The sequence below is a fragment of the Algibacter luteus genome, from assembly GCF_030344935.1.
GTDB lineage: Bacteria > Bacteroidota > Bacteroidia > Flavobacteriales > Flavobacteriaceae > Arenitalea > Arenitalea lutea.
Genome location: NZ_CP128313.1, coordinates 2,371,797 through 2,397,300, shown reverse-complemented (window position 1 = coordinate 2,397,300; position 25,504 = coordinate 2,371,797). Strand labels below are relative to the sequence as shown.

22 protein-coding genes are annotated in these 25,504 nt (G+C 33.1%); 15 read left to right on the top strand and 7 right to left on the bottom strand.

The genetic code is table 11. The features are described from left to right. Nucleotides 1-8 precede the first annotated feature (8 nt). The 3 genes from O5O44_RS10055 to ettA all read left to right on the top strand — a co-directional run bounded on the left by O5O44_RS10055 (nucleotide 9) and on the right by ettA (nucleotide 2,751). Entirely contained in the window at nucleotides 9-728 is a 720-nt protein-coding gene (locus tag O5O44_RS10055; RefSeq protein WP_289194235.1) for a pirin family protein, read from the top strand. Between the two features lie 112 nt (nucleotides 729-840). Beyond that, nucleotides 841-1,023, top strand: coding sequence for a CAL67264 family membrane protein (locus tag O5O44_RS10050; protein ID WP_019387444.1), 183 nt, complete (start codon nucleotides 841-843; stop codon nucleotides 1,021-1,023). 36 nt (nucleotides 1,024-1,059) lie between these two features. Further along, nucleotides 1,060-2,751: an energy-dependent translational throttle protein EttA gene (gene ettA, locus O5O44_RS10045; protein WP_019387443.1), complete on the top strand. Its 1,692-nt coding sequence runs from the start codon at nucleotides 1,060-1,062 to the stop codon at nucleotides 2,749-2,751. 34 nt (nucleotides 2,752-2,785) lie between these two features. Here the strand turns inward: ettA and O5O44_RS10040 are convergent, their stop codons facing one another. Beyond that, complete coding sequence (locus tag O5O44_RS10040; RefSeq protein WP_289194234.1) at nucleotides 2,786-2,986, bottom strand: hypothetical protein; 201 nt, start codon at nucleotides 2,984-2,986, stop codon at nucleotides 2,786-2,788. Between the two features lie 34 nt (nucleotides 2,987-3,020). Next, a complete protein-coding gene (locus O5O44_RS10035; RefSeq protein WP_019387441.1) occupies nucleotides 3,021-3,263 on the bottom strand; it encodes a hypothetical protein in 243 nt (80 codons plus the stop codon). Nucleotides 3,264-3,492: 229 nt separating this feature from the next. Here O5O44_RS10035 and O5O44_RS10030 point away from each other — a divergent pair, with 229 nt between their 5' ends. The 7 genes from O5O44_RS10030 (at nucleotide 3,493) to O5O44_RS10000 (ending at nucleotide 12,439) form a co-directional block, all read left to right on the top strand. Then, nucleotides 3,493-4,836: a microtubule-binding protein gene (locus O5O44_RS10030; RefSeq protein ID WP_289194233.1), complete on the top strand. Its 1,344-nt coding sequence runs from the start codon at nucleotides 3,493-3,495 to the stop codon at nucleotides 4,834-4,836. 240 nt (nucleotides 4,837-5,076) lie between these two features. Next, complete coding sequence (locus O5O44_RS10025) at nucleotides 5,077-6,141, top strand: hypothetical protein (protein ID WP_289194232.1); 1,065 nt, start codon at nucleotides 5,077-5,079, stop codon at nucleotides 6,139-6,141. Nucleotides 6,142-6,199: 58 nt separating this feature from the next. Continuing rightward, the gene (locus tag O5O44_RS10020; RefSeq protein ID WP_289194231.1) at nucleotides 6,200-8,161 is read left to right on the top strand and encodes an AAA family ATPase; all 1,962 of its coding nucleotides are present in this window, start codon (nucleotides 6,200-6,202) and stop codon (nucleotides 8,159-8,161) included. A 1-nt stretch (nucleotide 8,162) separates the two neighbouring features. Beyond that, nucleotides 8,163-8,747, top strand: coding sequence for an NUDIX domain-containing protein (locus O5O44_RS10015; protein ID WP_289194230.1), 585 nt, complete (start codon nucleotides 8,163-8,165; stop codon nucleotides 8,745-8,747). After that, entirely contained in the window at nucleotides 8,748-9,983 is a 1,236-nt protein-coding gene (locus tag O5O44_RS10010) for a DUF6638 family protein (RefSeq protein WP_289194229.1), read from the top strand. Between the two features lie 45 nt (nucleotides 9,984-10,028). Next, nucleotides 10,029-10,544, top strand: a complete 516-nt coding sequence (locus O5O44_RS10005; RefSeq protein WP_289194228.1) for a hypothetical protein — start codon at nucleotides 10,029-10,031, stop codon at nucleotides 10,542-10,544. A 200-nt stretch (nucleotides 10,545-10,744) separates the two neighbouring features. Beyond that, nucleotides 10,745-12,439 carry a UbiA prenyltransferase family protein gene (locus O5O44_RS10000; RefSeq protein WP_289194227.1) on the top strand — a complete coding sequence of 565 codons (1,695 nt, stop codon included), beginning with the start codon at nucleotides 10,745-10,747 and terminating at the stop codon, nucleotides 12,437-12,439. Nucleotide 12,440: 1 nt separating this feature from the next. Here the strand turns inward: O5O44_RS10000 and O5O44_RS09995 are convergent, their stop codons facing one another. Further along, complete coding sequence (locus tag O5O44_RS09995) at nucleotides 12,441-13,916, bottom strand: helix-turn-helix domain-containing protein (RefSeq protein WP_289194226.1); 1,476 nt, start codon at nucleotides 13,914-13,916, stop codon at nucleotides 12,441-12,443. 120 nt (nucleotides 13,917-14,036) lie between these two features. Here O5O44_RS09995 and aceB point away from each other — a divergent pair, with 120 nt between their 5' ends. Both aceB and O5O44_RS09985 read left to right on the top strand, forming a co-directional pair. Continuing rightward, nucleotides 14,037-15,635 carry a malate synthase A gene (aceB, locus tag O5O44_RS09990; RefSeq protein ID WP_289194225.1) on the top strand — a complete coding sequence of 533 codons (1,599 nt, stop codon included), beginning with the start codon at nucleotides 14,037-14,039 and terminating at the stop codon, nucleotides 15,633-15,635. Nucleotides 15,636-15,710: 75 nt separating this feature from the next. Next, the gene (locus tag O5O44_RS09985) at nucleotides 15,711-17,345 is read left to right on the top strand and encodes an isocitrate lyase (protein ID WP_289194224.1); all 1,635 of its coding nucleotides are present in this window, start codon (nucleotides 15,711-15,713) and stop codon (nucleotides 17,343-17,345) included. 51 nt (nucleotides 17,346-17,396) lie between these two features. On the opposite strand, the gene O5O44_RS09980 is transcribed toward O5O44_RS09985, so the two are convergent. Further along, nucleotides 17,397-17,861: a GNAT family N-acetyltransferase gene (locus O5O44_RS09980; RefSeq protein ID WP_289194223.1), complete on the bottom strand. Its 465-nt coding sequence runs from the start codon at nucleotides 17,859-17,861 to the stop codon at nucleotides 17,397-17,399. Continuing rightward, entirely contained in the window at nucleotides 17,851-18,870 is a 1,020-nt protein-coding gene (locus tag O5O44_RS09975; RefSeq protein ID WP_289194222.1) for a formimidoylglutamase, read from the bottom strand. Before O5O44_RS09975 ends, O5O44_RS09980 begins: the two co-directional genes overlap by 11 nt. Nucleotides 18,871-18,987: 117 nt before the next feature. Between O5O44_RS09975 and O5O44_RS09970 the strand changes: the two genes are divergently transcribed. Further along, a complete protein-coding gene (locus O5O44_RS09970; protein ID WP_019387428.1) occupies nucleotides 18,988-19,866 on the top strand; it encodes a DUF8428 domain-containing protein in 879 nt (292 codons plus the stop codon). Nucleotides 19,867-19,918: 52 nt separating this feature from the next. Here the strand turns inward: O5O44_RS09970 and hutI are convergent, their stop codons facing one another. Next, complete coding sequence (gene hutI, locus O5O44_RS09965; protein WP_289194221.1) at nucleotides 19,919-21,157, bottom strand: imidazolonepropionase; 1,239 nt, start codon at nucleotides 21,155-21,157, stop codon at nucleotides 19,919-19,921. A gap of 392 nt (nucleotides 21,158-21,549) precedes the next feature. Between hutI and O5O44_RS09960 the strand changes: the two genes are divergently transcribed. Continuing rightward, on the top strand, nucleotides 21,550-22,128 hold the full coding sequence (locus O5O44_RS09960) for a Crp/Fnr family transcriptional regulator (RefSeq protein ID WP_289194220.1): 579 nt from the start codon (nucleotides 21,550-21,552) through the stop codon (nucleotides 22,126-22,128). A 151-nt stretch (nucleotides 22,129-22,279) separates the two neighbouring features. On the opposite strand, the gene fumC is transcribed toward O5O44_RS09960, so the two are convergent. After that, on the bottom strand, nucleotides 22,280-23,677 hold the full coding sequence (fumC, locus tag O5O44_RS09955) for a class II fumarate hydratase (RefSeq protein WP_289194219.1): 1,398 nt from the start codon (nucleotides 23,675-23,677) through the stop codon (nucleotides 22,280-22,282). Nucleotides 23,678-23,822: 145 nt separating this feature from the next. Here fumC and O5O44_RS09950 point away from each other — a divergent pair, with 145 nt between their 5' ends. Beyond that, entirely contained in the window at nucleotides 23,823-25,421 is a 1,599-nt protein-coding gene (locus O5O44_RS09950; RefSeq protein WP_289194218.1) for a sensor histidine kinase, read from the top strand. Nucleotides 25,422-25,504: the final 83 nt, after the last annotated feature.

The window sequence follows — 25,504 nt, the reverse complement described above, 5'->3', positions numbered from 1 at the left end:
AAATTATAATGAAAACAGTAATACATAAAGCAGAAGATAGAGGATTTGCAAATCATGGTTGGTTACAAGCCAATCATTCATTTAGTTTTGCTAATTACTTTGATAAGGATAAAATTCAATTTGGTGCTTTACGAGTTCTTAATGACGATATTATTGCGCCAAAAATGGGCTTTGGAACACACCCTCATGAAAATATGGAAATTATTACTATTCCATTAAAAGGCGAACTCAAACATAGAGATTCTATGCATAACGATTGGCAGTCGGTTTTGCCTGGAGAGGTTCAAATTATGTCTGCTGGAACTGGTATTCAGCATTCTGAAATAAACGGTTCAGCAAATGAGCACTTAGGCTTATTTCAAATTTGGATTGTGCCAAATAAACAGAATGTTACACCGCGATATGATCAGAAGGCATTTGAAGAAGCGGATAGAAAAAATAAACTTCAAGTTTTAGTAACTTCTATAGATGAAGACCATAAAGGAAGTTTAAAAATCCATCAGAATGCTGTCATTTCTCGAATAGATTTGGAGGCAGGAAAAACATTCGAATATCAATTAAAGAGTGATATTCATGGTGTTTACATGATGACAGTTTACGGAGAAGTATTAGTCGCAGATGAATCTTTACAGTCACGAGATGCCGTAGGGATTTCTAAAACAGATGTATTTAAAGTGAACGCTATTGCAGATTCTAGTTTATTGTTTATTGAGATTCCTATGCTTTAATAACTCAATAACTCTAAATTTTATTTATTGTAAATAAGCATCCAATTTTTGGGTGCTTTTTTATTTAAAAATGCGATATTTGCTTTTAGACTAACCAATAAATGAAACGAAAATGGCAATGAACAAAAATACAGTACTAGCTTGGGCAACAGTATTAATGATTATTATGGGTGTTGTACTCATATTAATGGGTGCATATAGATATGACGATGTTGCAGGGTGGGGGTTTGCCACTGTAGGTATAGGCTTTTTTGCAATTGCTTGGGTATTTAATGCTCTTAAAGGTAGAGTGTAGAATAAAAACAAACTCAACAAAAAATTAACAAGCACAATGAGCGACGATAAAAAAATAATTTTCTCAATGTCTGGGGTTACTAAGACATTTCAAAGCGCCAATACACCTGTATTAAAAAATATTTACTTAAGCTTTTTTTATGGAGCCAAAATTGGGATTTTAGGTCTTAATGGTTCTGGTAAATCAACGTTATTAAAAATTATTGCAGGTGTTGATAAAAACTATCAAGGCGATGTTGTTTTTTCTCAAGATTATTCAGTTGGCTATTTAGAGCAAGAACCAAAACTAGACGACGATAAAACCGTTATGGAGATTGTGCGTGAAGGCGCTGCAGAAACTGTTGCAATTCTTGATGAATACAATAAAATAAACGACATGTTTGGGTTAGAAGAAGTGTACTCTGATCCTGATAAAATGGAGAAATTGATGAATCGTCAAGCGGAACTTCAAGACCAAATTGACGCAGCAAATGCTTGGGAACTCGATACTAAATTGGAAATCGCTATGGATGCTTTACGTACTCCCGAAGGTGATAAAAAAATAAGTGTCCTTTCTGGTGGAGAGCGTCGTCGTGTAGCGTTGTGTAGGTTGTTATTGCAAGAACCAGATGTATTATTGTTAGATGAACCTACCAATCACCTCGATGCCGAATCGGTACATTGGTTAGAGCATCATTTAGCACAGTATAAAGGTACAGTAATCGCAGTAACGCATGATAGATATTTTCTAGACAATGTAGCAGGTTGGATTTTAGAGTTGGATAGAGGTGAAGGCATTCCATGGAAAGGAAACTATTCCTCTTGGTTAGATCAAAAATCTAAGCGAATGGCTCAAGAAGGAAAAGCAGCTTCTAAACGTCAAAAAACTTTAGAACGGGAGTTAGAATGGGTTAGGCAAGGTGCTAAAGGGCGTCAAACCAAACAAAAAGCGCGTTTAAAGAATTACGATAAGCTCATGAGTCAAGACCAAAAGCAACTTGATGAAAAACTAGAAATTTACATTCCAAATGGTCCACGTTTAGGAACCAATGTTATTGAAGCTAAAGGTGTTGCAAAAGCTTATGGGGATAAATTGTTATACGACGATTTAAACTTTAATTTACCTCAAGCTGGAATTGTAGGCATTATTGGTCCAAATGGTGCTGGTAAAACCACAATTTTTAAAATGATTATGGGTGAGGAAACACCAGACAAAGGAGAGTTTATTGTTGGCGATACTGCAAAAATAGCCTATGTCGATCAGAAACACTCCAATATAGATCCTGAAAAATCCATTTGGCAAAATTTTAGTGATGAGCAAGAATTGATTTTAATGGGAGGGAAACAGGTAAATTCTAGAGCTTATTTAAGTCGATTTAATTTTAGCGGAAGTGAGCAAAACAAAAAAGTAAGTTTGCTTTCTGGTGGTGAGCGTAACCGCTTGCATTTAGCCATGACTTTAAAAGAAGAAGGTAACGTGTTGCTTTTAGATGAGCCAACTAACGACCTTGATGTGAATACATTACGAGCCTTAGAAGAGGGTTTAGAAAACTTTGCAGGTTGTGCGGTAGTAATTAGTCACGACCGTTGGTTTTTAGATAGAATATGTACGCATATTTTAGCTTTTGAAGGGGACTCGCAAGTATATTTCTTTGAAGGTAGTTTTTCTGATTATGAAGAAAATAAGAAAAAACGATTGGGTGGCGATTTAATGCCGAAACGAATAAAGTATAAAAAGCTAGTTAGATAAAAGTAAAGAACGCTCACTGAAAAGTGGGCGTTTTTTATTTGTAAATATGATCAGGTCCTATTTTGAAATCCGATTCGTGTTCTAGTTTCTTTATGGATTTTATAGTATTATCAAATTCATCAATTTCCTTTTTCCATTGTTCTTCCGGAGAAATGGTAAAAAGTCCCATTTTAGTTTTAAAAGCAAAAATTAATACTACGGCATTAATTAAAATAAGTAAGAGTAGGGCTTCCATAAATTATTTGGCAAAGTTTTATTTGGGGTAGTTATTAATTATCGCCATACATATGGCCTTCAGTAAAGTCTTTATATGGTTTCTCTTCTTCCTCTGCAATTTTTCTATTCATCTCGTCTAATCGTTCATTTTCTTTTTTAAGCAGATATGATTTTCTTACGCCTAGAAGCAATAAAACTCCAAAAAACACAGTAACAATTACTAGTAATGTTACAATTTGAGATTGAGTAATTAAGCCGAGGTTAAATTTTAAAGTATAGATTTGGTAAGCAAGCATGATTGTATAATGGTTAATTAAAAGCTGCTCAAATATACTGCTAAATATGCATTGCTTTTAAAGATGTTTTGTAATGTTATTCACCGACTTATTAAAAAAATATAAAAATGTTGTAACATTTTATTTACATCGCCTACCAATATTTAGAGCCGTTAAAATTTTGATTTTAATAAATTTTAACGAACTTGCTTAACCATATTATTGTACAACTTTAAATACTATACACGCCATGTCTGATGATTTTGATTTATTAGAAACCTCCTCCAACGAAAAAACCGAAAAAGTAGATGTTAATTGGGGAAAAGCCATTGACACTATGAAATCTAAATTATCGCAAGAAGATGATCCTGAGGTTCGCCAGAAAATACTAAATGCAACTTTAGATGATGTGGTGCACATGGCAGAAAAAGATAGAACAACGCTTTTAGACGCCATTAAGGATTTAACTGATTATCAAGATGAGGTAGGTATTATTTTTGAAAAATTTTCTGCGCTTAATGCCAACGAGCAAAAAGTAATTGACGACGCTCAAAAAGCTTTAGATCGTGCTAAGATTGAATTGGAAGATGCCAAAGCAAAACCAGATACTTGGTGGAATAATCTTTGGGGACGTAAAAGTAAAATCGCCAAAGCTGAAGTAGCCTTAAAGGAAGCAGAAAAGGTGAGAGCAGGAGCAGATAATAAGGCAAAGGCTATGTTTCAAGAACGTATAGAAAGTGCCGATGTGCAAACGCTACTTAGTGAGCTTTCGTATAAATCGCAAGCTGCGGTTACACGTTTAAAAAATCGTGAAGTTGAAATTAAAGAAGTTGAAGATAAACTTCAAGATGCTATTGTGGAAGCCACAAAAAACCACACAAAAGCTTTAGAAAAGAAAAAAGAAGTAGAAGCAAAGCTAGAAGAAAACTACGCATTATTAAAACAGGCACGCCAAGAGCTAGAAGATATCGTTGATAAACAGTCTGCTGAATATGCTCAAGCCGTTGGTAAAGTAACACAATTGGAACAAAAAGTTGAAGAGCTTGAAGGTCTTAAAAATGCTTATACTACACTTGCAGCCAGTAAAGATAGTTTTGTGCATAAGCATAACTTAACTATTAAAGTTTTAACATCGTTACGTAGTAATTTACAAACACACCGGGCTAAACTGAAATCGGATACTGAGGAGCGTTTAAAATATTACGATGGTTATGTAGTGGCTTTAAAAGCACGAACAGACCAAGAATTTGCTGCGATATTAGAACATTTAGGTGTTAAAACCGATGAGCATATTGGTGAAACGTTAGCGTCAATGCATACGGCTAGTGCCAAAGCAAGACAAGATATGATGGATAACATTCCTGTTCACGAAAAAGTGATGCAAGGTGTTTACAGTAGTTACGCAGAAGCTTTACAAGAAATTCGAGCTAAAGATGGCGAAATACAAAAGAATTTTGCTGAGCGCTACGGTATCGATATGAAAGAGATTTTTGAAGATTATTATAATGCGGATGCCAATACGCCTTCTAGTGATGATGGTGAGCCTACTGGTAAGCCAAAACCAAAAGCTAGTGAAGACGATTTGTTAAGCTAAACGATATGTTTTGATTCCCGCTTCTTGCGGGAATATTATTAAATGAAACTTAAAGTTTAATTTTATTTATGTTCTGCGTTTGGGATAGCAGTGGAAAGCCCACAGCGAGGCACGAGCGAGAACTTGTAACGGATAGCCCGACCCTCGTGGTAACCTGCCTGCCGGCAGGCAGGCGCCTAAATTATTAAAATATTAGTGTATTCGTTGCAAAACTGAATACGGTATACTGAAGACTAAAACATGTCCATAAATCACATAGTTACTCCTTTAGATTCTGCAATACTTGATTCCAAAGAGCATTACGTTTTCTATCATAGAATGGTAGACTTTGCTTTTAAAGAATTGATTGTAGCGGTTCAGCGCGAAAAGATTTGCGATGATTTAGAAGTTAAACTGTTTAAGCAATATTGCGATTTATTGTTGTATTCTATTGAAGCTATGCGTGTTAAATACATGTACGATGATGAAGATAATATGAAGGTGGATTTAACAGATTCCGGATTGCCTAATTATTTGGAGTTTCGATATTTGTTTAACGATTTGGAACTGCGTGATGAATATCTTGGTAAACTCACACCCGTTGCTGAACTTAAAGAGGAGTTTTTGGATACGCTTTTGCGTAAAAAGGAGCCTATTAAGAAGAGCAAATTGTTTCAAGCAGCATCGATTGTGTATTACACTTCTGTAAATAAGCAATTTATTTTTAATCGTTTTGTACAGGGCAAAATTTTGAATGCTCCAGAGGGAGACGAGGCCGATTTGATGACGAGCTGGAGTTTCTATGATGTAAGCCATAACCGTCCGTTTATTTGCTTTATGTATTTTAATTATGATGGTAACCGTGTGAACGATTACAAGGAAGAGATTTATGAGGTTTTAAAATCTATTGCAGATAGAGATATGTCCTTAGATACTTTAGCTTATACTATTGATAGAAAGTTACCAAAACTATCACCGAAATTAATTAAACGCATAGATTTAGGGCCATTGCATAATGTTTTTGCTAAGGATGAACATCAAGTAACACATACGATTTTAGAAAGTATTGCCAAAAAAGAAATTCCATTGGAATCTTATGCGTTTTCGTTGAAAGTGGATGAAGTAAGCTCTAAAAGTGAGTTTAAAGAAGGCGGATTTTTTAGTAAACAAATATTACAACGTTGGGACGATGTGTTTATAAAAAAATACATTTTGGCACCGCATAGAATTATTCAGTTGCTCTATAATAAAACACCCGAAATAATGAATGGACTTGCGAAACCGCCTATTGAAATTGCAGGAGTAGAAATAAATTTAAAAAAGTAAAAGTCGTAGTCTCATGAAGAAAGAGTGAACACTACGATTGCGATTGAACCGAAAAACTATGGAACACAACTCAACATTCCCTATAAAATTAACCGAACTCGATATGCTTCGCGATGAAGCGGCTTCATACTTAAAATCTGTGCAATGGGAGCAAGGTGCTCGTGCAAAAAATCGAGATAAGAATGCGAAAGACGAGTCGATACTTTTGTATTTATCAAGAGCTAATAATGGTACAAACTCTGTTGAGGTTACATCGGTTTCAAAAACGATTTTAGCCTTAAAAAAGCGGTTGTTGCCAGATTCGGTGGCCATTCCTATCTATCTAAATCAAACCTTATACGCGGTTCAAGAAGGTATTACTTTAGGAATCTGGATTAAAGATAGTTTTTACGATGCCTCAGGATTATCGAGTTTAAACGAGAATAAATCAGCTCTTAATAACAGCGGAAAACGAGAGTTTGAAAGTAAAATGCATACCGCCACAGCGTTTATGCTGTTTGCTACGGCTTATAAAATTTTAAACGATTTAAAACCATATGCATCAGACGATTTGAGTGTAATGAAGCAGAAATTTGCTGGAATTCCCGAGGTTTCGTTCTTGTCGCCAATAAAAGGGATTTCGTGCAGCTTATTTTATTATGATAAATATTTAGGGCATCCTGATATTATTAAATCGGATAAAGATGTTATTGATTTTACGGTCGTTTATTTTGAGGCTTTAATTGATGAAATTCAACTTAGAAAAAGTAGTTTAGAATATACTGAAACTATAGAAGATAGAACGTATAAACTTGAGAACTCAGAATTTGCGGTTTCTGGCTGGAATAATGTATTTCAAGGCACAGCAAAAAGTATCGAGTTCAATAAAATACAGTTTGAGCAAATTGTTGGTAATAGAGACGCTAAACATTTTGCGCGACGCTTAACCGAACGTTTATTAAGTTACGATTTTACGGTAAAAAAGAATCCGTTTCAAGAACTAGGTGGTTTTATGCCTGTTTTTATGGGTTACGGCATTCCGGGAACTGGTAAAAGTATGTTGATAGCGGCTATTGCAACAAGATTGAAAGAACATTGCGATACATTGGATATTCCGTTTTTGTTTCACCCTATGCCAGATACCTTAATATCTACATTTCAAGGTGGTTCAGCAGAAAAAATGGTAGAATGGATGAAGCCCATGCAAGATCCTACTAAGTTAATTTTTGCACCTATAGATGATGCCGAAAATAATTTACAAGAACGAACGGCTCAAGGAGTTTCGGCGGGTGTAAAGGAAGTAATTGGTGTGTTTTTAAGATATACCGAAGGTGCCTATGCTGTCAATTATGGCAATAGCTCAATTGGGTTATTCACCAATCTACCAGAAATGTTAGACAAGGCCGTTATTTCGCGTGTTCAGGGACGCTTTAAAATTGATGGTGCTAGAACAGAACACGATTTTTTAGATCAAGATCATTTATGGTGGCGAAAACTCGATGATACCATGCCAGATTTTGTAAATATGCAAGGACCAGAAAATTACAGTTATCTGCAAGATCAAGGTTTAGCTAAAAACATGGGTGAGATTCTAAATTTAACTGATAAACCTACCGAGGAGCGCGTACATGCAATTTACGATAAGGTGGAAAAGCAATTTAAAACCAATCAGCATCTCTTCTATGCCAATTTATATAAAGACATGCAAAAGGCATTTCCTTTTTTCTCATCCCGAGATGTTCGAAACATTCAAAGTGCGGTATCGTTACGCTTAACAGATTTTGATTTGGAAGAAGATTGGTTTGAAAATCCTGAAATTTATTTCAAACAAGAGTATGATACTAAGTTCAATATGTTACAGGAATTGATGCGCGCTAATATGAAAGGATTAGATTTTTCTGAGATTAGAAGACAAGAAGTTGTACGTTATTTAGATAATGTGGCAACGATAGCAGATACCGATTTTAAACGAAAAGTTGATGCCAGAGTTAATCAATTAAATATAGAAACGGAAGCGAGAAAAACTTTTGAAAACAACTAGTGTGGAAGATAAATTAAGAAACATAACCTACACCAAATTATCAGGTGAGTGGGCGACTTTAAATAGGATAGATTACGATTATAAATTCGAAGACGGAAGCTGGAAGCGATTATCAAGAGAAAGTTATGATAGAGGTAACGGCGCTTGTATTCTGTTGTACAATAAAGAAAAAGGCACCGTTATTTTAACCAAACAATTTAGAATGCCGGCTTATGATAATCATAAAGCCGATGGCATGTCTATTGAAGTATGTGCAGGAGCCATCGATAAAAACGAAGCACCAGAAATTTGTATTATTCGCGAAACTGAAGAGGAAGTAGGTTACAGAATAAAAAGCGCCAAAAAAGTAATGGAATGTTATACGTCTCCAGGCGCTGTTACCGAAAAAATGTTTCTATTTGTTGCACCCTTTGATGATACTATGAAGATTCATGATGGTGGAGGATTAGAAATCGAAGATGAAGAAATAGAAGTGCTTGAAATACCGTTTTCCGAAGCGATTAAAATGGTGGATAATTTTAAGATTATTGATGCTAAAACTATTTTGTTATTACAATATGCGCAAATTCATAATTTGTTAGGTTAAATGAATAAACTAAAACAGGCCAATTTATATAGAAGTGAGTTAATTTCGGTTAGCGGAAAACTTGTAGAGCGTTATAATAAATGCCTTGTAAAACTTGGTTTTACGGAAACTAAACTCAAAACTTTTCATATTGATGGTATTGGCTGGAGTCCTGAAATAGCTGAAGAAAAGGACGATGTTAATTACCTAAATAACGGAGAAGCGAATCCGCATGGAATAATCATTTCACCGCTTCAAAAAGGAAAACCTGTGTATTTGCCTTTTCATACTTTCGATAGAGATATGATGAAGTATGTCTTTAAAGTTCATGGCGAAAAAATTAAAGATATTACCCGCGATTGTGCCATTTGTTTAGATTTCGATCAAGGTATCGATGTGTTTTATGAACCTCTGGATGTTTTAAAATACAATAAAGTTACGGTCAATTTTCATTTAATAGATCGTTTATGGTACATCCAGAAAGAACAATTAGAACTTGTTGATCGCTTTAATACAGCTAATAATTTTATTGACGAAAACTTGCATCAAGAACTTCTTGATTCTGCTAAGGCTTATGGCGATTTACGTGATCGCGATTTGGATTTACACCAGCTTCAATATACTACCGATTCATTTTTTACAAGATCTTTTGGAGGTGTTTATTTGTTGCGTGATTTTATCAAGCCCATTGTCGTTTTTAAAGATGAAACCTGGTATAAAGAGGCCATAAAAGATACCAATTATGATGTTTTGATTTATCACATTTCGCAACCAGAATTAATGGAAAAGCTTCGAGATCATTTGATTATCGAGTGCGATTTAGAACATGTTGTAACAACAAAACGTTATGATCGAATTAAGAAATTTGAAATGGCGCAGCATTTAAAAAAAACACAGCATCCGGTTGGCGATATTTTAAGCGACCCATTATTATTTAAAAGTTATTTGAATAAGCTTGATTTAAAAATTAGGAAAAAGGTAATGAGCGTGGAGATTTATCTTGAAAAGTTAGAAACGAGTAACGAGTTTAAAATTCACGATATAGTTGATGCTAAGTTATATGATGCCTTGCATCAGCCACATTCGTCGTTAGAAGCGAAGCATCAAGATTTAATTTGGAAACTACTAGTCAATATTTCAGAAAAGGATATTCTATTTTGGTATTGGTATGATAAAGAGTCTTTTTATAACAATTTTAAAACTTGGGACGACTCGCTTAAAGATTGGGTGGTTGATACCATAAGTAACAATATTTAGAAAATATAGACTAATTTTATATACAACCTTCAAACCACTATTATCATGACACTAGAACTTATTGTATTTATAGCTTCAATTTTGTTTGGGGCATTAATCTATTGGCGAGAATCACATGGTAATGGGCTATATAGGTTTTTTAATAAACTTATGTATTCCAAAGAATTACAAATGAAACCTAATGATAAAACAGGCTTTGTATATCAACAAAAGTTTATCATTCGCCTAGTATTTATTGGCTTTTTATTTCTAATTGGAATCGTAATTACGCGATTTTTAATTCCTATTGATTTAGCAACCATATCCATTTTTGCTTCAATGATTGTTGGTACACTGGCCGGAACATATTTAGCGAATTTTATATTCAAATCAAGTGAAGTTATTGATGAAAAAAGTGATTCTATTGAAGATTTAGTTCAAGATACTATTGACAAGGGTAAAGATTTTATTGAGGATTTAAAAACTAAAGACGCAGAAGAGGTTGTAGAAAACACAAAGGAAACACCAAAAGTAGGAGAAAAGAGTGCTCGCGAGCGATTAAAAGATAAAGGATTGTTGTAATGACTAAAAACAAATGGAGATACATTTTAATTGGTCTTTTTGCATTATTAATTATGGTGGAACTTTTTAATTTTGATTATAGCAGAGGATTAAATTGGAAAAACGGATTAAGACTTCTCTAACTCCCATCTTAATGATAATTGCCATGGTATTATCAATAAATCATGTTAAAAAACATGGTGAAAACTAAAAACTAAGAAATGATAAAGAATTACTGGAATAAAGGGAAAAAGCAAAAAATAGTTACCATTATTGTTGGCTTTATTTTACTTGTTGCGTTGTTTGTTTTAAGAGACGATTATCAACCTGCATTATTATTTTTAAGAAAATTCATTTTCATCATTTTATTAAGCGGCGTTGTTTTGTTTTTCGGTCTTCGAAAATTCAGAAAATCTGCTAGTACTGGCGGTAGATTAGGTATTTTGGCCTTATTAGTTTTGTTTTTTGGGGTTTTATATGTGGTTGGGTGGCATTTCAAAATGTACGATTACATGAAAACATATAATGTTTTTAACCATTTAAATAGAGTTGAAATAAATGAATTACCATTAACTCAAAATGAACGCATTCAGCCATTACAAAATATTTTTACCATGGCAAATGAAAGTGTTGGTGAAACCAAAGATGTGTCCTTACCACATTTAGTGCGTGTTGATGATGAGAATAAATGGACGATGGCCATCCAACCTTCTGAAAATTATACGTTTCAACAAATAAGTGATAACACAGAAGAAGTTTTTGCAGTATCAAGCACATCGCCTTTTCCTCGTTTTTCTAATGAGAATAGAATTCCTGTTACTTTTTCAATAGGCGAATCATTAAAATTTAGCAGAAACACGTACAATGCCGTTGTGCAGCGTTTTAACTTTTTTCAATTGTTTATGTTAGAACCTGGTGACACTTATTATATGAAAAATGATACAGGTAAATGGGTAGAAGTTGTAAGTTTAATAAAATGGAAAGGATTTTTGTTCCCATACCCAACGTTTGGCGGTGTTATGGTAATTGATAGTGGAGAACACGATTTTAATGATTATATAGAGCGTATTTTAATTGGAAAAGGTACTTATATAAGTCCTGAGGAAATGAAAAACTATCCATATTTAATAGGTCAGAATATCTTATCCGAAAAAGTATCACAGCTTCAAGCAGAATCGTTGAAGTTTTTAGGTGGGTTCAGTGATCCGTTACCATGGAATATGTTAACAGCAGTTAAAATTCCTGAAATGCCTAAAGATCAAAACCAACAACCTTATGTTACAGATTTTGATTTTTCAGACACCGATTCTGATGCATACAATGGTTTATATCATTGGTTTGGTTTAGAGCCAGTAGGTAATGAGCGTACCAGCTTGAGTTATAGTGTTTTTATTCCTGCAGATGGAACAGACAAAATGTACTTTTACGATCATGCTTCAAAAAAACAAGGTTATGCGGGCGTATCTGCAATGCCACAAAAAGTGAAAGAATCAAAAAAAGAAATCGATTGGACAGCAAACACCCCTGTAGAATTCAGGCCTTATATTAAAAATATTGCAGGTAGAAAGCGTATGTTTTTTTTAGGAACAATTTCTGCAATAAGCGAAAAAAATGCGGGACAATTTGATGGTTCAGCAACACCAGATTTAGTATTGATTGACAGTGAATATAGAGATGTGGTTTGGATTGATGTAAAGCACCCGAGCCAATGGGATAAAACCGTATACGACCAGTTAAACGAAGCTTGGAGAGCTAGTGAGAAAATAGGCTATTATTTTGTTGAAGAAACCAAAACTATAGATGCTGTTGTGCAACCCACAGATTCTATAAAAGCAGTTCCTGAAGCAGATGATAAAGCTGCATTAATTGAAAAAATGCAAAAACAATTGGATTCTTTAAAAGCGTCCGTAAACTAGTTTAACTAAATTTCTGCATTAATTCATTCACCACATTTTCTATTTTTTTGTTTTTTCTGCTACGATCTAAAATGGTAGGAGGAACTTGCCTAACTTCGCAATCAGAAATAGTACAACGTTCGCAAGTTACACCCACTTTTTGAGCCACGATTTTTTTATCTTCTAAAAACGAAAGTTTATTTTTTAGTTGCTTATTAATTAGTAAGCCAACGCTAATACTTCGATAATGGCTTTCTTTAAAAGGATCTTTTGTAGCCGATGATAAAACTAAATATTGCATATCGTCGTTAGGATAATGTGATATTTGAATGTCAACTACATGGTCCTTTTTAGTATTACTAATTTCATTTAAAACCTTAAGTGAAACCCAGCGTCTACAGTAATGCTCATTAGTTTCATTAGCATGCGGAGAATGCTGGTGGGATAAATGTAATTCCTTATTTAAATAAAATCGCTCGCTTCCTGCGCGATGAGTAAATCGTAAAAAGAATAAATTTTGAATATTAAATTCCTTAGGTAAAATATTAGTTAAACGCTGGTAAAACGATTCTGGCGACGCATTAAATGATTTAATCATTTTAACAAAAAGCGATTCATCAAAACGATTTTTGTTAAATAGATTTGTCAACTGTTCTGTTAAAGTTGTTTTAGGAATAATTAAAGCTCCGGCAAAATAAGAAGCGAAAAAATTATTTAATACTTGATCAAAATTATCAAATTTAATCCACGAAAATGTATATAATCGTTCTTTAAATTTAAGATGATTGTAGGCGAGTTCTTTGGCATAAATAAAGGTGCGTTGCGCTTCATCTATATGGTTAGCTAGAAGTAAGGTTTTCGATTTTGAAATAAAAATTGAGCGCAAAGCGTCGAGCTCTTTATGTTTCTCTAAATCCTTATTATTAATTGTATAGCCAAACTCCTCTACTAATATTTCCTCCAGTTCGTTCGATTGAATGGGTTTTGTTAAATCGATTTGATAAGCTTTAGCGAATTTGACAACTTCTTGTTCTAAATTATCAAAGTAATTGTTGTTTGCTTGCTGGAAAGTTCGAACAGATGCTAAATAAAAACTCTCTTTACTAAAACTGTAATGTTCTGCAATTTCTATAACAGTACTTATAAATGCATTTACCTTGGCAGGTGCGTTTGCAATGATATCAATAAGGTTACTTTCTTTAATACCAAATAATTCTAATGGAATTTCCTTTAAGATTTTTGATTGAAGAATTTCCCCAATAGGTGCAAGGTTTTTATCCAATTTTAGCGAGACCATATCATCATATGGGATGTCTAATTTTTCAGATAGTATAGAAATTTTATCTGGTTTGGGATATTTTTTTCCTTTTTCTATTTCGTTTAAATAAGATTTTGATAGACCCGAAAGTTTTGATAATCCAAATAGCGATAAATTTCTGTCAGTCCTTATCTGCTTTAGCTTTAAGCCAAAAATAAGTTTAATATAATCTTCTTCCATAATTACAAATATATGCTTTTTTGCGAATATATGTAAATTGCGAATATAAATTTTTAGCGAACGTTCGCTTGTTTTTTACATTTTTTTGTTTTAATATTGTTCCAACAAAATATTTAAGTCATGGAAAATACAGTATTGAAACAAACCAAAATTCAGTTTTCTAAAGAAGTAAGGAATTATTATCCTGTAATTTTAACTGATGAAGCCTTCGAATTTTTAACCGCTTTACATGAAAAGTTTAATTCGGTCCGTTTAGAATTATTAGAAAAGAGGAAAATTACGCAGACATTTTTTGATGAAGGACACTTTCCAGATTTTCCATCAGAAACGAAAACCGTAAGAGAAGGTGACTGGGTTGCAGGTAATATACCTCATGACTTACAAGACAGACGTGTTGAGATTACGGGGCCTGTTGATAGAAAAATGATTATTAATGCTCTTAATTCTGGTGCTAAAACCTTTATGGCAGATCTCGAGGATAGTAACTCTCCAACTTGGGAAAATACAATTGAAGGTCAGCAAAATCTTTTAGACGCTAATAAAAAAACAATATCATTACAAGATTTAAAGCGTGGTAAAAATTATGAATTAAATCCTGAAACTGCGGTTTTAATTGTGCGTCCTAGGGGTTTACACTTAAATGAGAGACATATAATTATAAATAATGAAGAAGCATCGGGGAGCTTAGTTGATTTTGGTTTATATGTATTTCATAACACAAAAATCATGTTAGAAAATAATACGGCGCCTTATTTTTACCTTCCTAAGCTAGAGCACTATTTAGAGGCACGTTGGTGGAATGAAGTTTTTGAATTCGCTCAAGAATATCTAGAAGTTCCTCAGGGCACTTTTAAAGCTACGGTGTTGATAGAAACTATTACTGCAAGTTTTCAGTTGGATGAAATTATTTATGAGTTAAAAGATCATATTGTAGGATTGAATTGTGGCCGTTGGGATTATATTTTCTCATACATCAAAAAATTTAGAAATCACGACAATTTTGTAGTGCCTAATCGAGATCAAGTTACTATGACAACGCCTTTCATGGAAGCTTATTCAAAACTAGTAATTCAACGTTGCCATAAAAGAGGTATTCTTGCCATAGGTGGTATGGCGGCTCAGATTCCTATAAAAAACAACGAACAGGCTAATACCATTGCTTTAGAAAAAGTACGAAAAGACAAAGAGCGAGAAGTAAAAAATGGTCATGATGGAACTTGGGTGGCACACCCCGATTTAGTTCCTGTGGCAATTCAAGAATTTAATAAGTATATGAAAACCCCAAACCAGTTGCATATTTCGAGAGATGATGTAAAAATTGATAAAGAAGATTTGGTTGAATTACCATTAGGAACGGTAACAGAAGCTGGTATTAGAAAAAACATTAATGTTGGTATTTTATACACAGAAGCTTGGTTGCGAGGCTATGGCGCTGTTGCGCTTTATAATTTAATGGAAGATGCCGCAACTGCCGAAATTTCTAGAACCCAAGTCTGGCAATGGTTAAAAAACGAAGTTAAATTAGAAGATGGACGAACATTTAACGATGCCCTGTTTGCTGAAATATTTGATGATGAAATAGAAAAAATCATTAAAGAAGTAGGCGGAGACCGAATACAAAACACCAAGTTTAAACTGGCTATTAATTTATTTAAAAAACTAGTTACTGCTGAAGATTTTGAGGAGTTTCTAACGCTTCCGGCTTACCTACACATTTAAAAAAAAACAATCCTGCGATTGCTGGAACAATCAACAGGATCTCATTATTAATATTAAATAACGTATCGCAAAATTATGAAAAATTTAGCACAATCAAATTACAGTTCTGCATTACAAACTGTAAGAAATCTTAAAGAAAAGTATGGAAATACATGGGATGCAATAAACCCAGAAAATGCAGCGAGAATGGTTGCACAAAACCGTTTTAAAACGGGATTAGATATTGCCAAGTATAATGCCGCAATTATGAGAGCAGACATGGCAGCTTATGATGCCGATTCTTCAAACTATACACAGTCATTAGGATGCTGGCATGGGTTTGTGGCGCAACAAAATATGATTGCTGTAAAAAAGCATCATAAAACCACTAGCAAGAGATATTTGTATCTATCTGGTTGGATGGTTGCGGCATTACGTTCTGAATTCGGTCCATTGCCAGATCAATCAATGCATGAAAAAACGGCAGTTCCGAGCTTAATTGAAGAAATCTATGATTTTTTAAGACAAGCTGATGCTATCGAGTTGAATGATTTATTTCGAAGATTAGAGCAAGGAGAAGATGTACAAGACCTAATAGATAATTTTGAAACACATATAGTTCCTATAATCGCAGATATTGATGCAGGTTTTGGAAATGAGGAAGCCACTTACTTACTTGCCAAAAAAATGATTCAGGCTGGGGCTTGTGCTATTCAAATTGAAAATCAAGTATCTGATGCGAAACAATGTGGGCATCAAGATGGTAAGGTAACCGTGCCTCACGAAGATTTTATTGCAAAATTAAATGCAGTTAGATACGCCTTTTTAGAGTTAGGTGTTGAAGATGGTGTTATAGTTGCTCGAACAGATTCGGAAGGTGCAGGTCTTACACAGAAACTTCCGGTTAGTCAAGAACCTGGAGATTTAGCTTCACAGTATTTGGCTTTTGTTGAAGCAGAAGAAATAGGAATAAATGATGCTCGAGAAGATGATGTTCTACTTAAAAGGGATGGTAAATTAGTGCGACCAGTTAGATTACCTAATGGGTTGTACAAATTTAAAGATGGCTCTAATATAGATCGTGTGGTTTTAGATTGTGTTACAAGTCTGCAAAATGGTGCAGACCTATTATGGATTGAAACTCCAACGCCAGATGTAAAACAAATTGCACATATGGTAAATCGAATAAGAGAAGTTGTACCAAATGCAAAATTGGTTTATAACAACTCGCCATCGTTTAACTGGACTTTAAATTTCCGAAATCAAGCGTATCATGAAATGCTTGCAGAGGGCGAAAATATGACAGCTTATGATAGAAATAATTTAATGGATGCCGAATACGACAATTCAGAATTAAGTTTTCGCGCAGACCGAAAGATTAAATCCTTCCAGAACGATGGAGCGCGAGATGCTGGTATTTTTCATCATTTGATAACATTACCAACATATCATACAACCGCGTTGCATATGAGTGATTTAACAGAAGGTTATTTTGGTGAAGATGGTATGCTCGCCTACGTAAAAGAAGTTCAAAGACAAGAAATTCGCAAAGGTGTTTCTTGTGTAAAACATCAAAGAATGGCTGGATCTGATCTAGGGGATGACCACAAAACATTTTTTGCTGGAGAAAAGGCTTTAAAAGCAGGTGGGACAAAGAATACGTCGAATCAATTTGAGGTAAAAACAACTTCTAAAACAAAAATAAAAGAAAAACTTAGTGTTGTGGCTTAGTTAAAGAACTTCCTTGAAATTGAAGAAGCACTCCCTTTAGGAGTGCTTTTTTTATATCACATTTTCCATTTTAATATCACTTCGAATATATGGACTATTGGGTTCAATAGGGATTTCAATAAAATCATACTTTTTGTAGATATAGATTGCATTTTCTAACTTCCTGTTAGAATAAATTATAAGTTTTGGAATTTGACTTTCTTTGGCAAAATCAATACAATATTGCATCATTTGTTGTCCGATTTTTTTACCGCGATAATTTGGAGAAACAGCCATTTTTGTTAATTCAAATTCTTTTGAATTGTTCATTCGCATTAATGCTACGGTGCCAACAATTGCATCGTCTAGTTTTGCGAAAAAAATATGCCCGCCTTTGTCTATAATATACTTTTGGGGCTTACTTAGCACCTCTTCATCATAAGGTTCTACCACAAAAAAGGTTTCTAACCATTCTCTGTTTAGCTCATAGAATTTTTTTGAATATTGGGGTTCAAAATGAATAATATTAATTGTCATTAGCTTTAATAAAATCTGTAATTAAATAGGTGATTAACTTACCTACTTGTAAAGCCGATTTTTTAGATGGAGAAGCTTCACAAATATGCAAATATATGGCATGTTCATGCTTTGCAAAATGGCTCAATAATTTTCTTGTTTTAGTGACACTGAAACCACTTGGTGTCATAGCGCTACTCGGCATGTTTTCAATAGCATCACAGTCAATTTCAATTCCAAATAAACCTTCAGAAACATGTAATAAGGCCCGTTCCAGTTCTCTTTTGTATTTCAGTTCGTTTCTAATTTCCAAAGCATCGAATGTGTTATATTCAATTGATTTTAAATCATTCAACACTTTAAAAATCTTATTTGAAGTATAGTTTTCATGTAATCCAAAAATAAAATACTTGCCTAAGAACCCTTCCGTGTAAGCATAACTAAATCCGTTTCCACTGTGCCTGCCTTCTTCATCTCTAAAATCAGAATGTGCATCTATATTAATAGCATTAATTGGTTTTCCGAAGGCTAAAGAAGATCCTTTTATATTTCCGTATGCATTATTATGTCCACCACCAATTATAATCGGTTTTTTACCAGCTTTTATAATTTGATGCACCACATGTGTAACAAAATCGTCAATTTTTGCAACTATTTCTCGGGCCTTTAAAACATCTTTTTTTTTGGTAGAATTTAATTTTGAAAGCTCTAGTTGCTCTTCATGGAAGTCTAAATGCCCCAATATTAAAACCTTGTTAGCCCTTGTAAACTCATTGCTTTGAATGTTTAACAAAACTTTAAGGGTTGCGTTCCAAGCCTTTGCAGTTCCTGTTTTACCGTGATTTGCAAATACACCAACATCCTCTGGTAGGCCTAAAATTACATAAGCAACATCTAAACTTTTAAGTTGAACGTATATGTTATTGAAATTGGTTAATATTTGAACGTGTTGGCCAAATTTGGATTCACCAGATCGCTTGTTTAATAATTTATTTCGCGTAATATTGTTAAATAATACTAGTTTATCCATAAAATAAATAAATTTTGATTATTAAAAATACATCATTATTTATTTATATTATTAAAACAAACAATTAAATAAAACAAAAATTAAATTAACCTTAACAAACATTAAAAACAAATAATTATGGAAGGCAACAAAAGTAACACTGGACTTAAAGTAGGATTAGGTATTGCACTAGTTTTATTTTTAGCAACTGGATTTTATACTATGAATTTATACAGTAGTAGTAAGAAAGTTCAAAACGAGCTTACAGCAGAGAAGCAATTAGTAATGAATGATTTAAACGCAATGGCAAAACAATATGATGATGCTATTGGTGAAAACGAAGTGGCTAACTCAAATTTAATTGAAGCAAGAGCTAGAATTCAAGGATTAATTGACTCTTTAAAAATTTCTGAAACTAACGTTAAAAGTTTGTGGAGATACAAGAGCAAGTACCAAGCTTTACAAAAAGAAATGGATGTATTGTTAGCTCAAAACGATTCATTGAGAGTTGAGAATTCGTATTTAGCTACGTCTTTAGACAGTACTCGTGTTCGTTTAGAAGAGCGTACTATTTTTACAGATTCTTTATTAGTACAAAACAATGCTTTAGCTGAAGTGGTTGAAAACGCTTCAATATTGAATACAGTTGGATTAAAAGGATTTGGAGTTATTGAAAGAACCTCTGGAAAATTAATTCCAACAGAAAGAGCTGGAAGAACAGATAAAATTAGAGTTTGTTTTACGGTTGCTAAGAATACTTTAGTTCAACCAGGAGATCAAGAATTATATGTTCAAGTTATCGACCCTAAAAACAATACTTTAGGTTTAAATGAGCAAGTTACTTTTGGTGAAAAAACTTTAAACTACAGTACAATTAGTAAATTTAATTACGAAAGTACAAGCCTTAATGTTTGTGAGTTTGTAACTTCTAAAAGCGACTTTGAAAAAGGGCGTTATATTGTAAACATATTTAATGAAAAAGATTTAGTATCTAGTTCAGAATTTACTTTAAAGTAAATCTATTATAACACTTAAAATTAAAAACCTCGAACTTTAGTTTGAGGTTTTTTTATGTTATAACTTCGCCGTTAATAATCACGGTTTCAATATTGTTTTCACCAAATGAATATGGTAAATAATTATAACTAGGTACTGGTTTGGTAATTATTAAATTGGCAATTTTGCCTTTGGTAATACTGCCGTATTCGTTAGAAATACCCATGGCATACGCGCCATTTATAGTAGCAGCATTTATGGCTTCTTCTGGTGTCATTTTCATTTTAATACAAGCCGTACTTACTACAAAATTCATATTCCCACTTGGTGTTGAACCTGGGTTGTAATCGGTAGCCAAAGCTAACGGCAGACCAGAATCAATAATTTGTCTTGCTGGTGTATATGGAATACTTAAAAAATACGAGCAGGAGGGAAGTGCTACAGGCATAGTATCACTGCCTTTTAAGGCATCTATATCGTCTTGGTTTAATTCTTCTAAATGATCTACAGATAATGCATTGTGTTTAACTCCAAGTGCGACTCCGCCAAAGGCATTAAATTGATTGACATGTATTTTCAGAATTAATCCATATTGCTTACCAGCTGTTAAAATAGCATCGGTGTCGTCTAAAGAAAAATATCCCTTTTCACAAAAAACATCTATAAAGTCTGCTAAATTTTCATTGGCAATTTTAGGCAGCATTTTATTGATAATTAAATCAATATAGCCTTGTTTGTCTTTTAAATATGATTCAGGAAAGGCATGTGCTCCTAGAAAAGTTGCTTTAATTTTAAGTGGATAATGTTCTTTTATCCGTTTTATAACCCGCAGCATTTTAAGCTCAGATTCCACTGTTAATCCGTAACCAGATTTTATTTCTAATGCTCCAGTTCCTAATTTTATTACATTTTTAATTCGTTGTATAGATTGTTGGTATAAATCGTCTTCACTAGTATTTTGCAGCGTTTTAGCAGAGTTTAATATACCACCACCACGGTTGGCAATTTCGGTGTAACTTAATCCTTTAATTCTGTCTACAAATTCTTGTTCTCTATTTCCTGCATATACAATATGCGTATGTGAGTCACACCAAGTGGGCATTACTATTTTACCCGACGCATCAATGGTTTTTGAAACTTTAATATTTTTACAGTTTTCCATATTGCCATAATCAACAATTTTATCATTTTCAATGTAAAGGAAAGCATTTTCAATAGTTGGTAAATGTTTCATTTCTTCGCCAGAAACTTTTAAAACATTCTGGTTCCTCACTTGAATTAGTGATTTGATATTAATTATTAATAACGACATGAATTTCTAAAATTTGAAATTGAGCTATAAATTTAATCACAATAAATTAGATAAGCGGAAATAGCCTTAATTAAATGAATATTGAAAGTTAATTATTACTTGAATTTAAAAATTCGATGAAATGCACTTTGCCCTAAATGACTAACTATTACGTTTGTATTTTTTATAAAGGTTTCATTATAAGTGGTTTAAAAAATCAATAAAGGTATGCAAGTAAACAATTTTATTGGCTAGTGATAGAATTTTTAATCAAATTAAAAAGAAATACTATTAATTTGTCATCTTTGATTAACCCTAACCAATAAATCAATCAAGTGAATTAGCATTTGTATTGATGTTATTTCTGCATGCGATAATATTTTGTATTCAGATTTTTATAAACCAAATATTATATGAACTATAATGAATCTCATTATGAGTTTTTAAATTCTTTTAGTAATATACCAGAAGAACTTGTTCAAGAGCTTTTAAACATTACAGAATTTAAAACAATTAAAGAAGGCACACAGCTTGTAAAGTTGGGTGAAGTTCCTTCTAAAGTATACATGCTGGTTTCAGGTATGTTGCGTTGTTTTTTAATTACTGAATCTGGTAAGGAGTTTAACAAAAGTTTTTATTTGCCTATTAGTTTTGCAGGACCCGTTGCCGCATTAATTCAAAAAAAGCCTTCGTTATTTGTTTTTGAATCACTTAGTGATTGCGAGGTATATGAAATTGATTATTACAAATTGATGGCATTATGTAACAAAAACGAATCGTTAAATATGTTATATTCTAAAGTTTTAGAAACTGTATATATGGCATATGAGAAGCGACTAGTAGAATTGATTTCGTTAAATGCTACCGATAGATACTTACAATTAAAAAAGCAAGTGCCAGGTGTTGATGAGTTAATACCACAGTATCATATCGCATCTTATTTGGGTATAACACCAGTGCAATTAAGCAGGATAAGAAAAAAACTTGAATAATTTAACAAATGTTAATTCAAGATAATTTCGTTAGTTATATATTTACATGGTTTCTTATAAATTACAATTTACAAGAGTTAATAGCTAACCAACCAAAAAGACAGGCAAATTAATTTTACCTGTCTTTTTAAATAATTCTTGAAACTTAATTTTACTTTAGGCCTCCTACCATTTCCTCAGGTTTTACCCAAGCATCGTATTCTTCGGCAGTTACATAGCCTAAATTAATAGCTTCTTCTTTTAAGGTTGTACCATTTTTGTGAGCAGTGTTTGCGATTTCTGCGGCTTTATAGTAACCTATTTTTGTATTTAATGCCGTTACCAGCATTAATGAATTGTTTAATAATTTGGTAATAACTTCTTGGTTTGGTTCAATACCAATGGCGCAATGTTCTTCAAAACTCACACAAGCGTCACCAATAAGTTGGGCCGATTGTAATACGTTCGCCGCCATTACAGGCTTAAATACATTTAATTCATAATGACCTTGTAAACCACCTACAGATACTGCAACATCATTACCCATAACTTGCGCGCAAACCATGGTTAAAGCTTCACACTGGGTTGGGTTTACTTTTCCAGGCATAATAGAACTTCCAGGTTCATTGGCAGGAATAGTTATTTCGCCAATTCCCGAACGCGGACCAGAGGCCATCATTCTTATATCGTTAGCAATTTTATTTAAGGATACTGCTAATTGTTTTAAAGCGCCATGAGTTTCAACTAAAGCATCATGTGCAGCCAAAGCCTCAAACTTGTTAGGTGCAGTAACAAATGGTAATCCGGTAAATTTTGCAATATATTCAGCTACGCGTTTACTGTAACCTTTTGGTGTATTTAAACCGGTTCCTACAGCGGTACCTCCTAGAGCTAGTTCACTTAAATGCGCCAAGGTGTTTTCAAGCGCTTTTAATCCGTGATCTAATTGTGCGACATAACCCGATATTTCTTGACCTAAAGTTAAAGGAGTTGCATCCATAAGGTGTGTTCTACCTATTTTTACTACATTTTTAAAGGCTATAGATTTCTCGTTAAGTGTATTTCGTAATTTTTTAACACCAGGGATTGTTGTCTCCACAATTTTCTTGTAAGCTGCAATATGCATGCCTGTTGGAAAGGTATCATTTGAAGATTGCGATTTATTCACGTCATCATTTGGTTGAATGGTTTTTTCGCCTTCACCAATAACCCTTCCTGCTATTTGATGCGCTCTGTTGGCGATAACCTCATTCACGTTCATGTTACTTTGTGTTCCAGAACCCGTTTGCCAAATAACTAACGGAAATTGATCGTCGTGTTTTCCTTCTAAAATTTCATCACATACTTGTGCAATTAAATCTCTTTTTTCAATAGGAAGTACTCCTAATTCACAATTGGTATAAGCAGCAGCTTTTTTTAGGTATGCAAATCCATAAACAATTTCTAAAGGCATAGAAGCAGATGGGCCTATTTTAAAATTGTTTCTAGAGCGTTCCGTTTGCGCTCCCCATAGTTTATCGGCTGGGACTTTTACCTCGCCCATGGTGTCTTTTTCTATTCTGTAACTCATGATGTTTTGAAGATTAAATACAAACACAAAATTACAATTTTTGGGATGTTATAACAATTATAAATGAACTTTTAAATTAAAAGATTCGCTTATCTTTGAAGAATTAATATTTGGCTAACTTTTGCTATAATTAGCAATCTAATTCATGAAAATAAATAAGTATCATATTATTATTACTATAATTTTACTCATTGGTTTGTTGTTTTTAAATCAATTTATTTCATCTTATTACGAATTAGAGAGAAAAAAGATTGATGACACGCTTAGTAAAACACATTCCGATGCTATGATACGTGCGCGCGCTGGGATTGATGTCTATGCGGCTTTAGTTTCTTCGTTAAAAAGTTATACCAAAAATAGTACATCGTTTCCGTCAGAAGTTGAACTTCAAACTTATTTGAATGATTTGCTAGATGAAATACATTTTGACAGTTCAATAATAATAAATTATATAGATACCACTCATGTTTTTAAATATGTTATAACTCCGGAAGAAATAGATCCTCTTGGTATAAAAGGCGTTTCTGTAAAAGATTTTGTAGATAATGAAAGACTAGACGAATTAAATAAGCTCATGTTGTCTGAAGATATAAGTTTATTTACACCAATAAATTTAAGAGAAGGTTGGGTAGGGTTCCCTTTTAATTTTTCAGCACGAGACAATAATAACAATACCTTAGGATATTTTACGCCAATTATAAATGCTAAATATTTACTTGATTATTTTTATGAAGGTAGTAATAGAGAGGAATTTGTGCACAAGTTTATTGTTAAAGATAGTATAGATTTAACAAGAGAAGCCTATTTCGATGGTTCCCCTATATATAATGTGGACAAAGATTTTGAGTATTATAAAAATTTTGATGTAAACGAGGAAGATTATATCTATTCGGACATTAATGTTTTTAATTTAAAATTAAAGGTAGGGAGTGCTTATAAACACAAACCTAGCTTAAATAAAACCATTGGATTTTTGGCTTATTTGTGGTATTTCATCATCTTCTTTTTAGTTATAATTATTTATAATCAATTTTCAAAAAACGAAAGACTTAATAAAAATTTAAAAATTGCAAACGAAGAAATTAGTATTCAGAATGTAGAATTGGAAAAGAATTTATCAAAAATTCAAACGCTTATTAAGGAAATACATCATAGGGTAAAAAATAATATGCAAATGATTTCTGGAATATTGACTTTGCAGCAAGATGAGAGTAATGATGCTAAAGTTAAAACCGCATTAGAACAAAGTAAAAATAGAATTAATTCTATGGCCCTAGTGCATGAAAAACTTTACGGAAGTTCTTCTCTGAAGGATATAAGTACAAAAGAGTACTTGGAACAATTAATAAATTTTGTAGAACGTACGGTGAAGTCTGATGAATTGACTTTAAATAAGACTATTAATATTGACAGTAATTTAATATTTGATGGAGATACTACTTCTAATCTTGGTTTGATTATAAATGAATTAGTAACAAACTCATACAAATATGCTTTTAAAGAGGATGTTGTTAATTCTTTAAACATTTCAATACTCAAAGATCCTGATTTTTATGTTTTAGTATATTCAGATAGTGGTCCTGGACTTCCAGAAAACTATGATTTTAATTCTTCAAAATCTCTTGGAGTACAACTTATTGTTATTTTAACCGAGCAACTTCAAGGTAAAATAGAATATTCAAATGATAATTTAAGTACGTTTAAAATTTACTTTAATCCGCTTCAGCCGAGTTTTAAAGAATAACCAGACTATTAACAAATACATGTTAATAATTTTTAAATTGATATTGTATAACACACGGCTTTGTACTATCTTTGTACAAGATT

Excerpts from the sequence above, each read along its gene's own strand:
- O5O44_RS09985 (WP_289194224.1), top strand. The coding sequence starts at position 15,711 with ATGAAAAATTTAGCACAATCAAATTACAGTTCTGCATTACAAACTGTA.
- aceB (WP_289194225.1), top strand. The coding sequence starts at position 14,037 with ATGGAAAATACAGTATTGAAACAAACCAAAATTCAGTTTTCTAAAGAA.
- O5O44_RS10030 (WP_289194233.1), top strand. The coding sequence starts at position 3,493 with ATGTCTGATGATTTTGATTTATTAGAAACCTCCTCCAACGAAAAAACC.
- O5O44_RS09975 (WP_289194222.1), bottom strand. The coding sequence starts at position 18,870 with ATGGATAAACTAGTATTATTTAACAATATTACGCGAAATAAATTATTA.
- O5O44_RS09980 (WP_289194223.1), bottom strand. The coding sequence starts at position 17,861 with ATGACAATTAATATTATTCATTTTGAACCCCAATATTCAAAAAAATTC.
- O5O44_RS10050 (WP_019387444.1), top strand. The coding sequence starts at position 841 with ATGGCAATGAACAAAAATACAGTACTAGCTTGGGCAACAGTATTAATG.
- hutI (WP_289194221.1), bottom strand. The coding sequence starts at position 21,157 with ATGTCGTTATTAATAATTAATATCAAATCACTAATTCAAGTGAGGAAC.
- O5O44_RS09970 (WP_019387428.1), top strand. The coding sequence starts at position 18,988 with ATGGAAGGCAACAAAAGTAACACTGGACTTAAAGTAGGATTAGGTATT.
- O5O44_RS09960 (WP_289194220.1), top strand. The coding sequence starts at position 21,550 with ATGAACTATAATGAATCTCATTATGAGTTTTTAAATTCTTTTAGTAAT.
- ettA (WP_019387443.1), top strand. The coding sequence starts at position 1,060 with ATGAGCGACGATAAAAAAATAATTTTCTCAATGTCTGGGGTTACTAAG.
- O5O44_RS09950 (WP_289194218.1), top strand. The coding sequence starts at position 23,823 with ATGAAAATAAATAAGTATCATATTATTATTACTATAATTTTACTCATT.
- O5O44_RS10010 (WP_289194229.1), top strand. The coding sequence starts at position 8,748 with ATGAATAAACTAAAACAGGCCAATTTATATAGAAGTGAGTTAATTTCG.
- O5O44_RS10020 (WP_289194231.1), top strand. The coding sequence starts at position 6,200 with ATGGAACACAACTCAACATTCCCTATAAAATTAACCGAACTCGATATG.
- O5O44_RS10035 (WP_019387441.1), bottom strand. The coding sequence starts at position 3,263 with ATGCTTGCTTACCAAATCTATACTTTAAAATTTAACCTCGGCTTAATT.
- fumC (WP_289194219.1), bottom strand. The coding sequence starts at position 23,677 with ATGAGTTACAGAATAGAAAAAGACACCATGGGCGAGGTAAAAGTCCCA.
- O5O44_RS10000 (WP_289194227.1), top strand. The coding sequence starts at position 10,745 with ATGATAAAGAATTACTGGAATAAAGGGAAAAAGCAAAAAATAGTTACC.
- O5O44_RS10025 (WP_289194232.1), top strand. The coding sequence starts at position 5,077 with ATGTCCATAAATCACATAGTTACTCCTTTAGATTCTGCAATACTTGAT.
- O5O44_RS10005 (WP_289194228.1), top strand. The coding sequence starts at position 10,029 with ATGACACTAGAACTTATTGTATTTATAGCTTCAATTTTGTTTGGGGCA.
- O5O44_RS10040 (WP_289194234.1), bottom strand. The coding sequence starts at position 2,986 with ATGGAAGCCCTACTCTTACTTATTTTAATTAATGCCGTAGTATTAATT.
- O5O44_RS09995 (WP_289194226.1), bottom strand. The coding sequence starts at position 13,916 with ATGGAAGAAGATTATATTAAACTTATTTTTGGCTTAAAGCTAAAGCAG.
- O5O44_RS10055 (WP_289194235.1), top strand. The coding sequence starts at position 9 with ATGAAAACAGTAATACATAAAGCAGAAGATAGAGGATTTGCAAATCAT.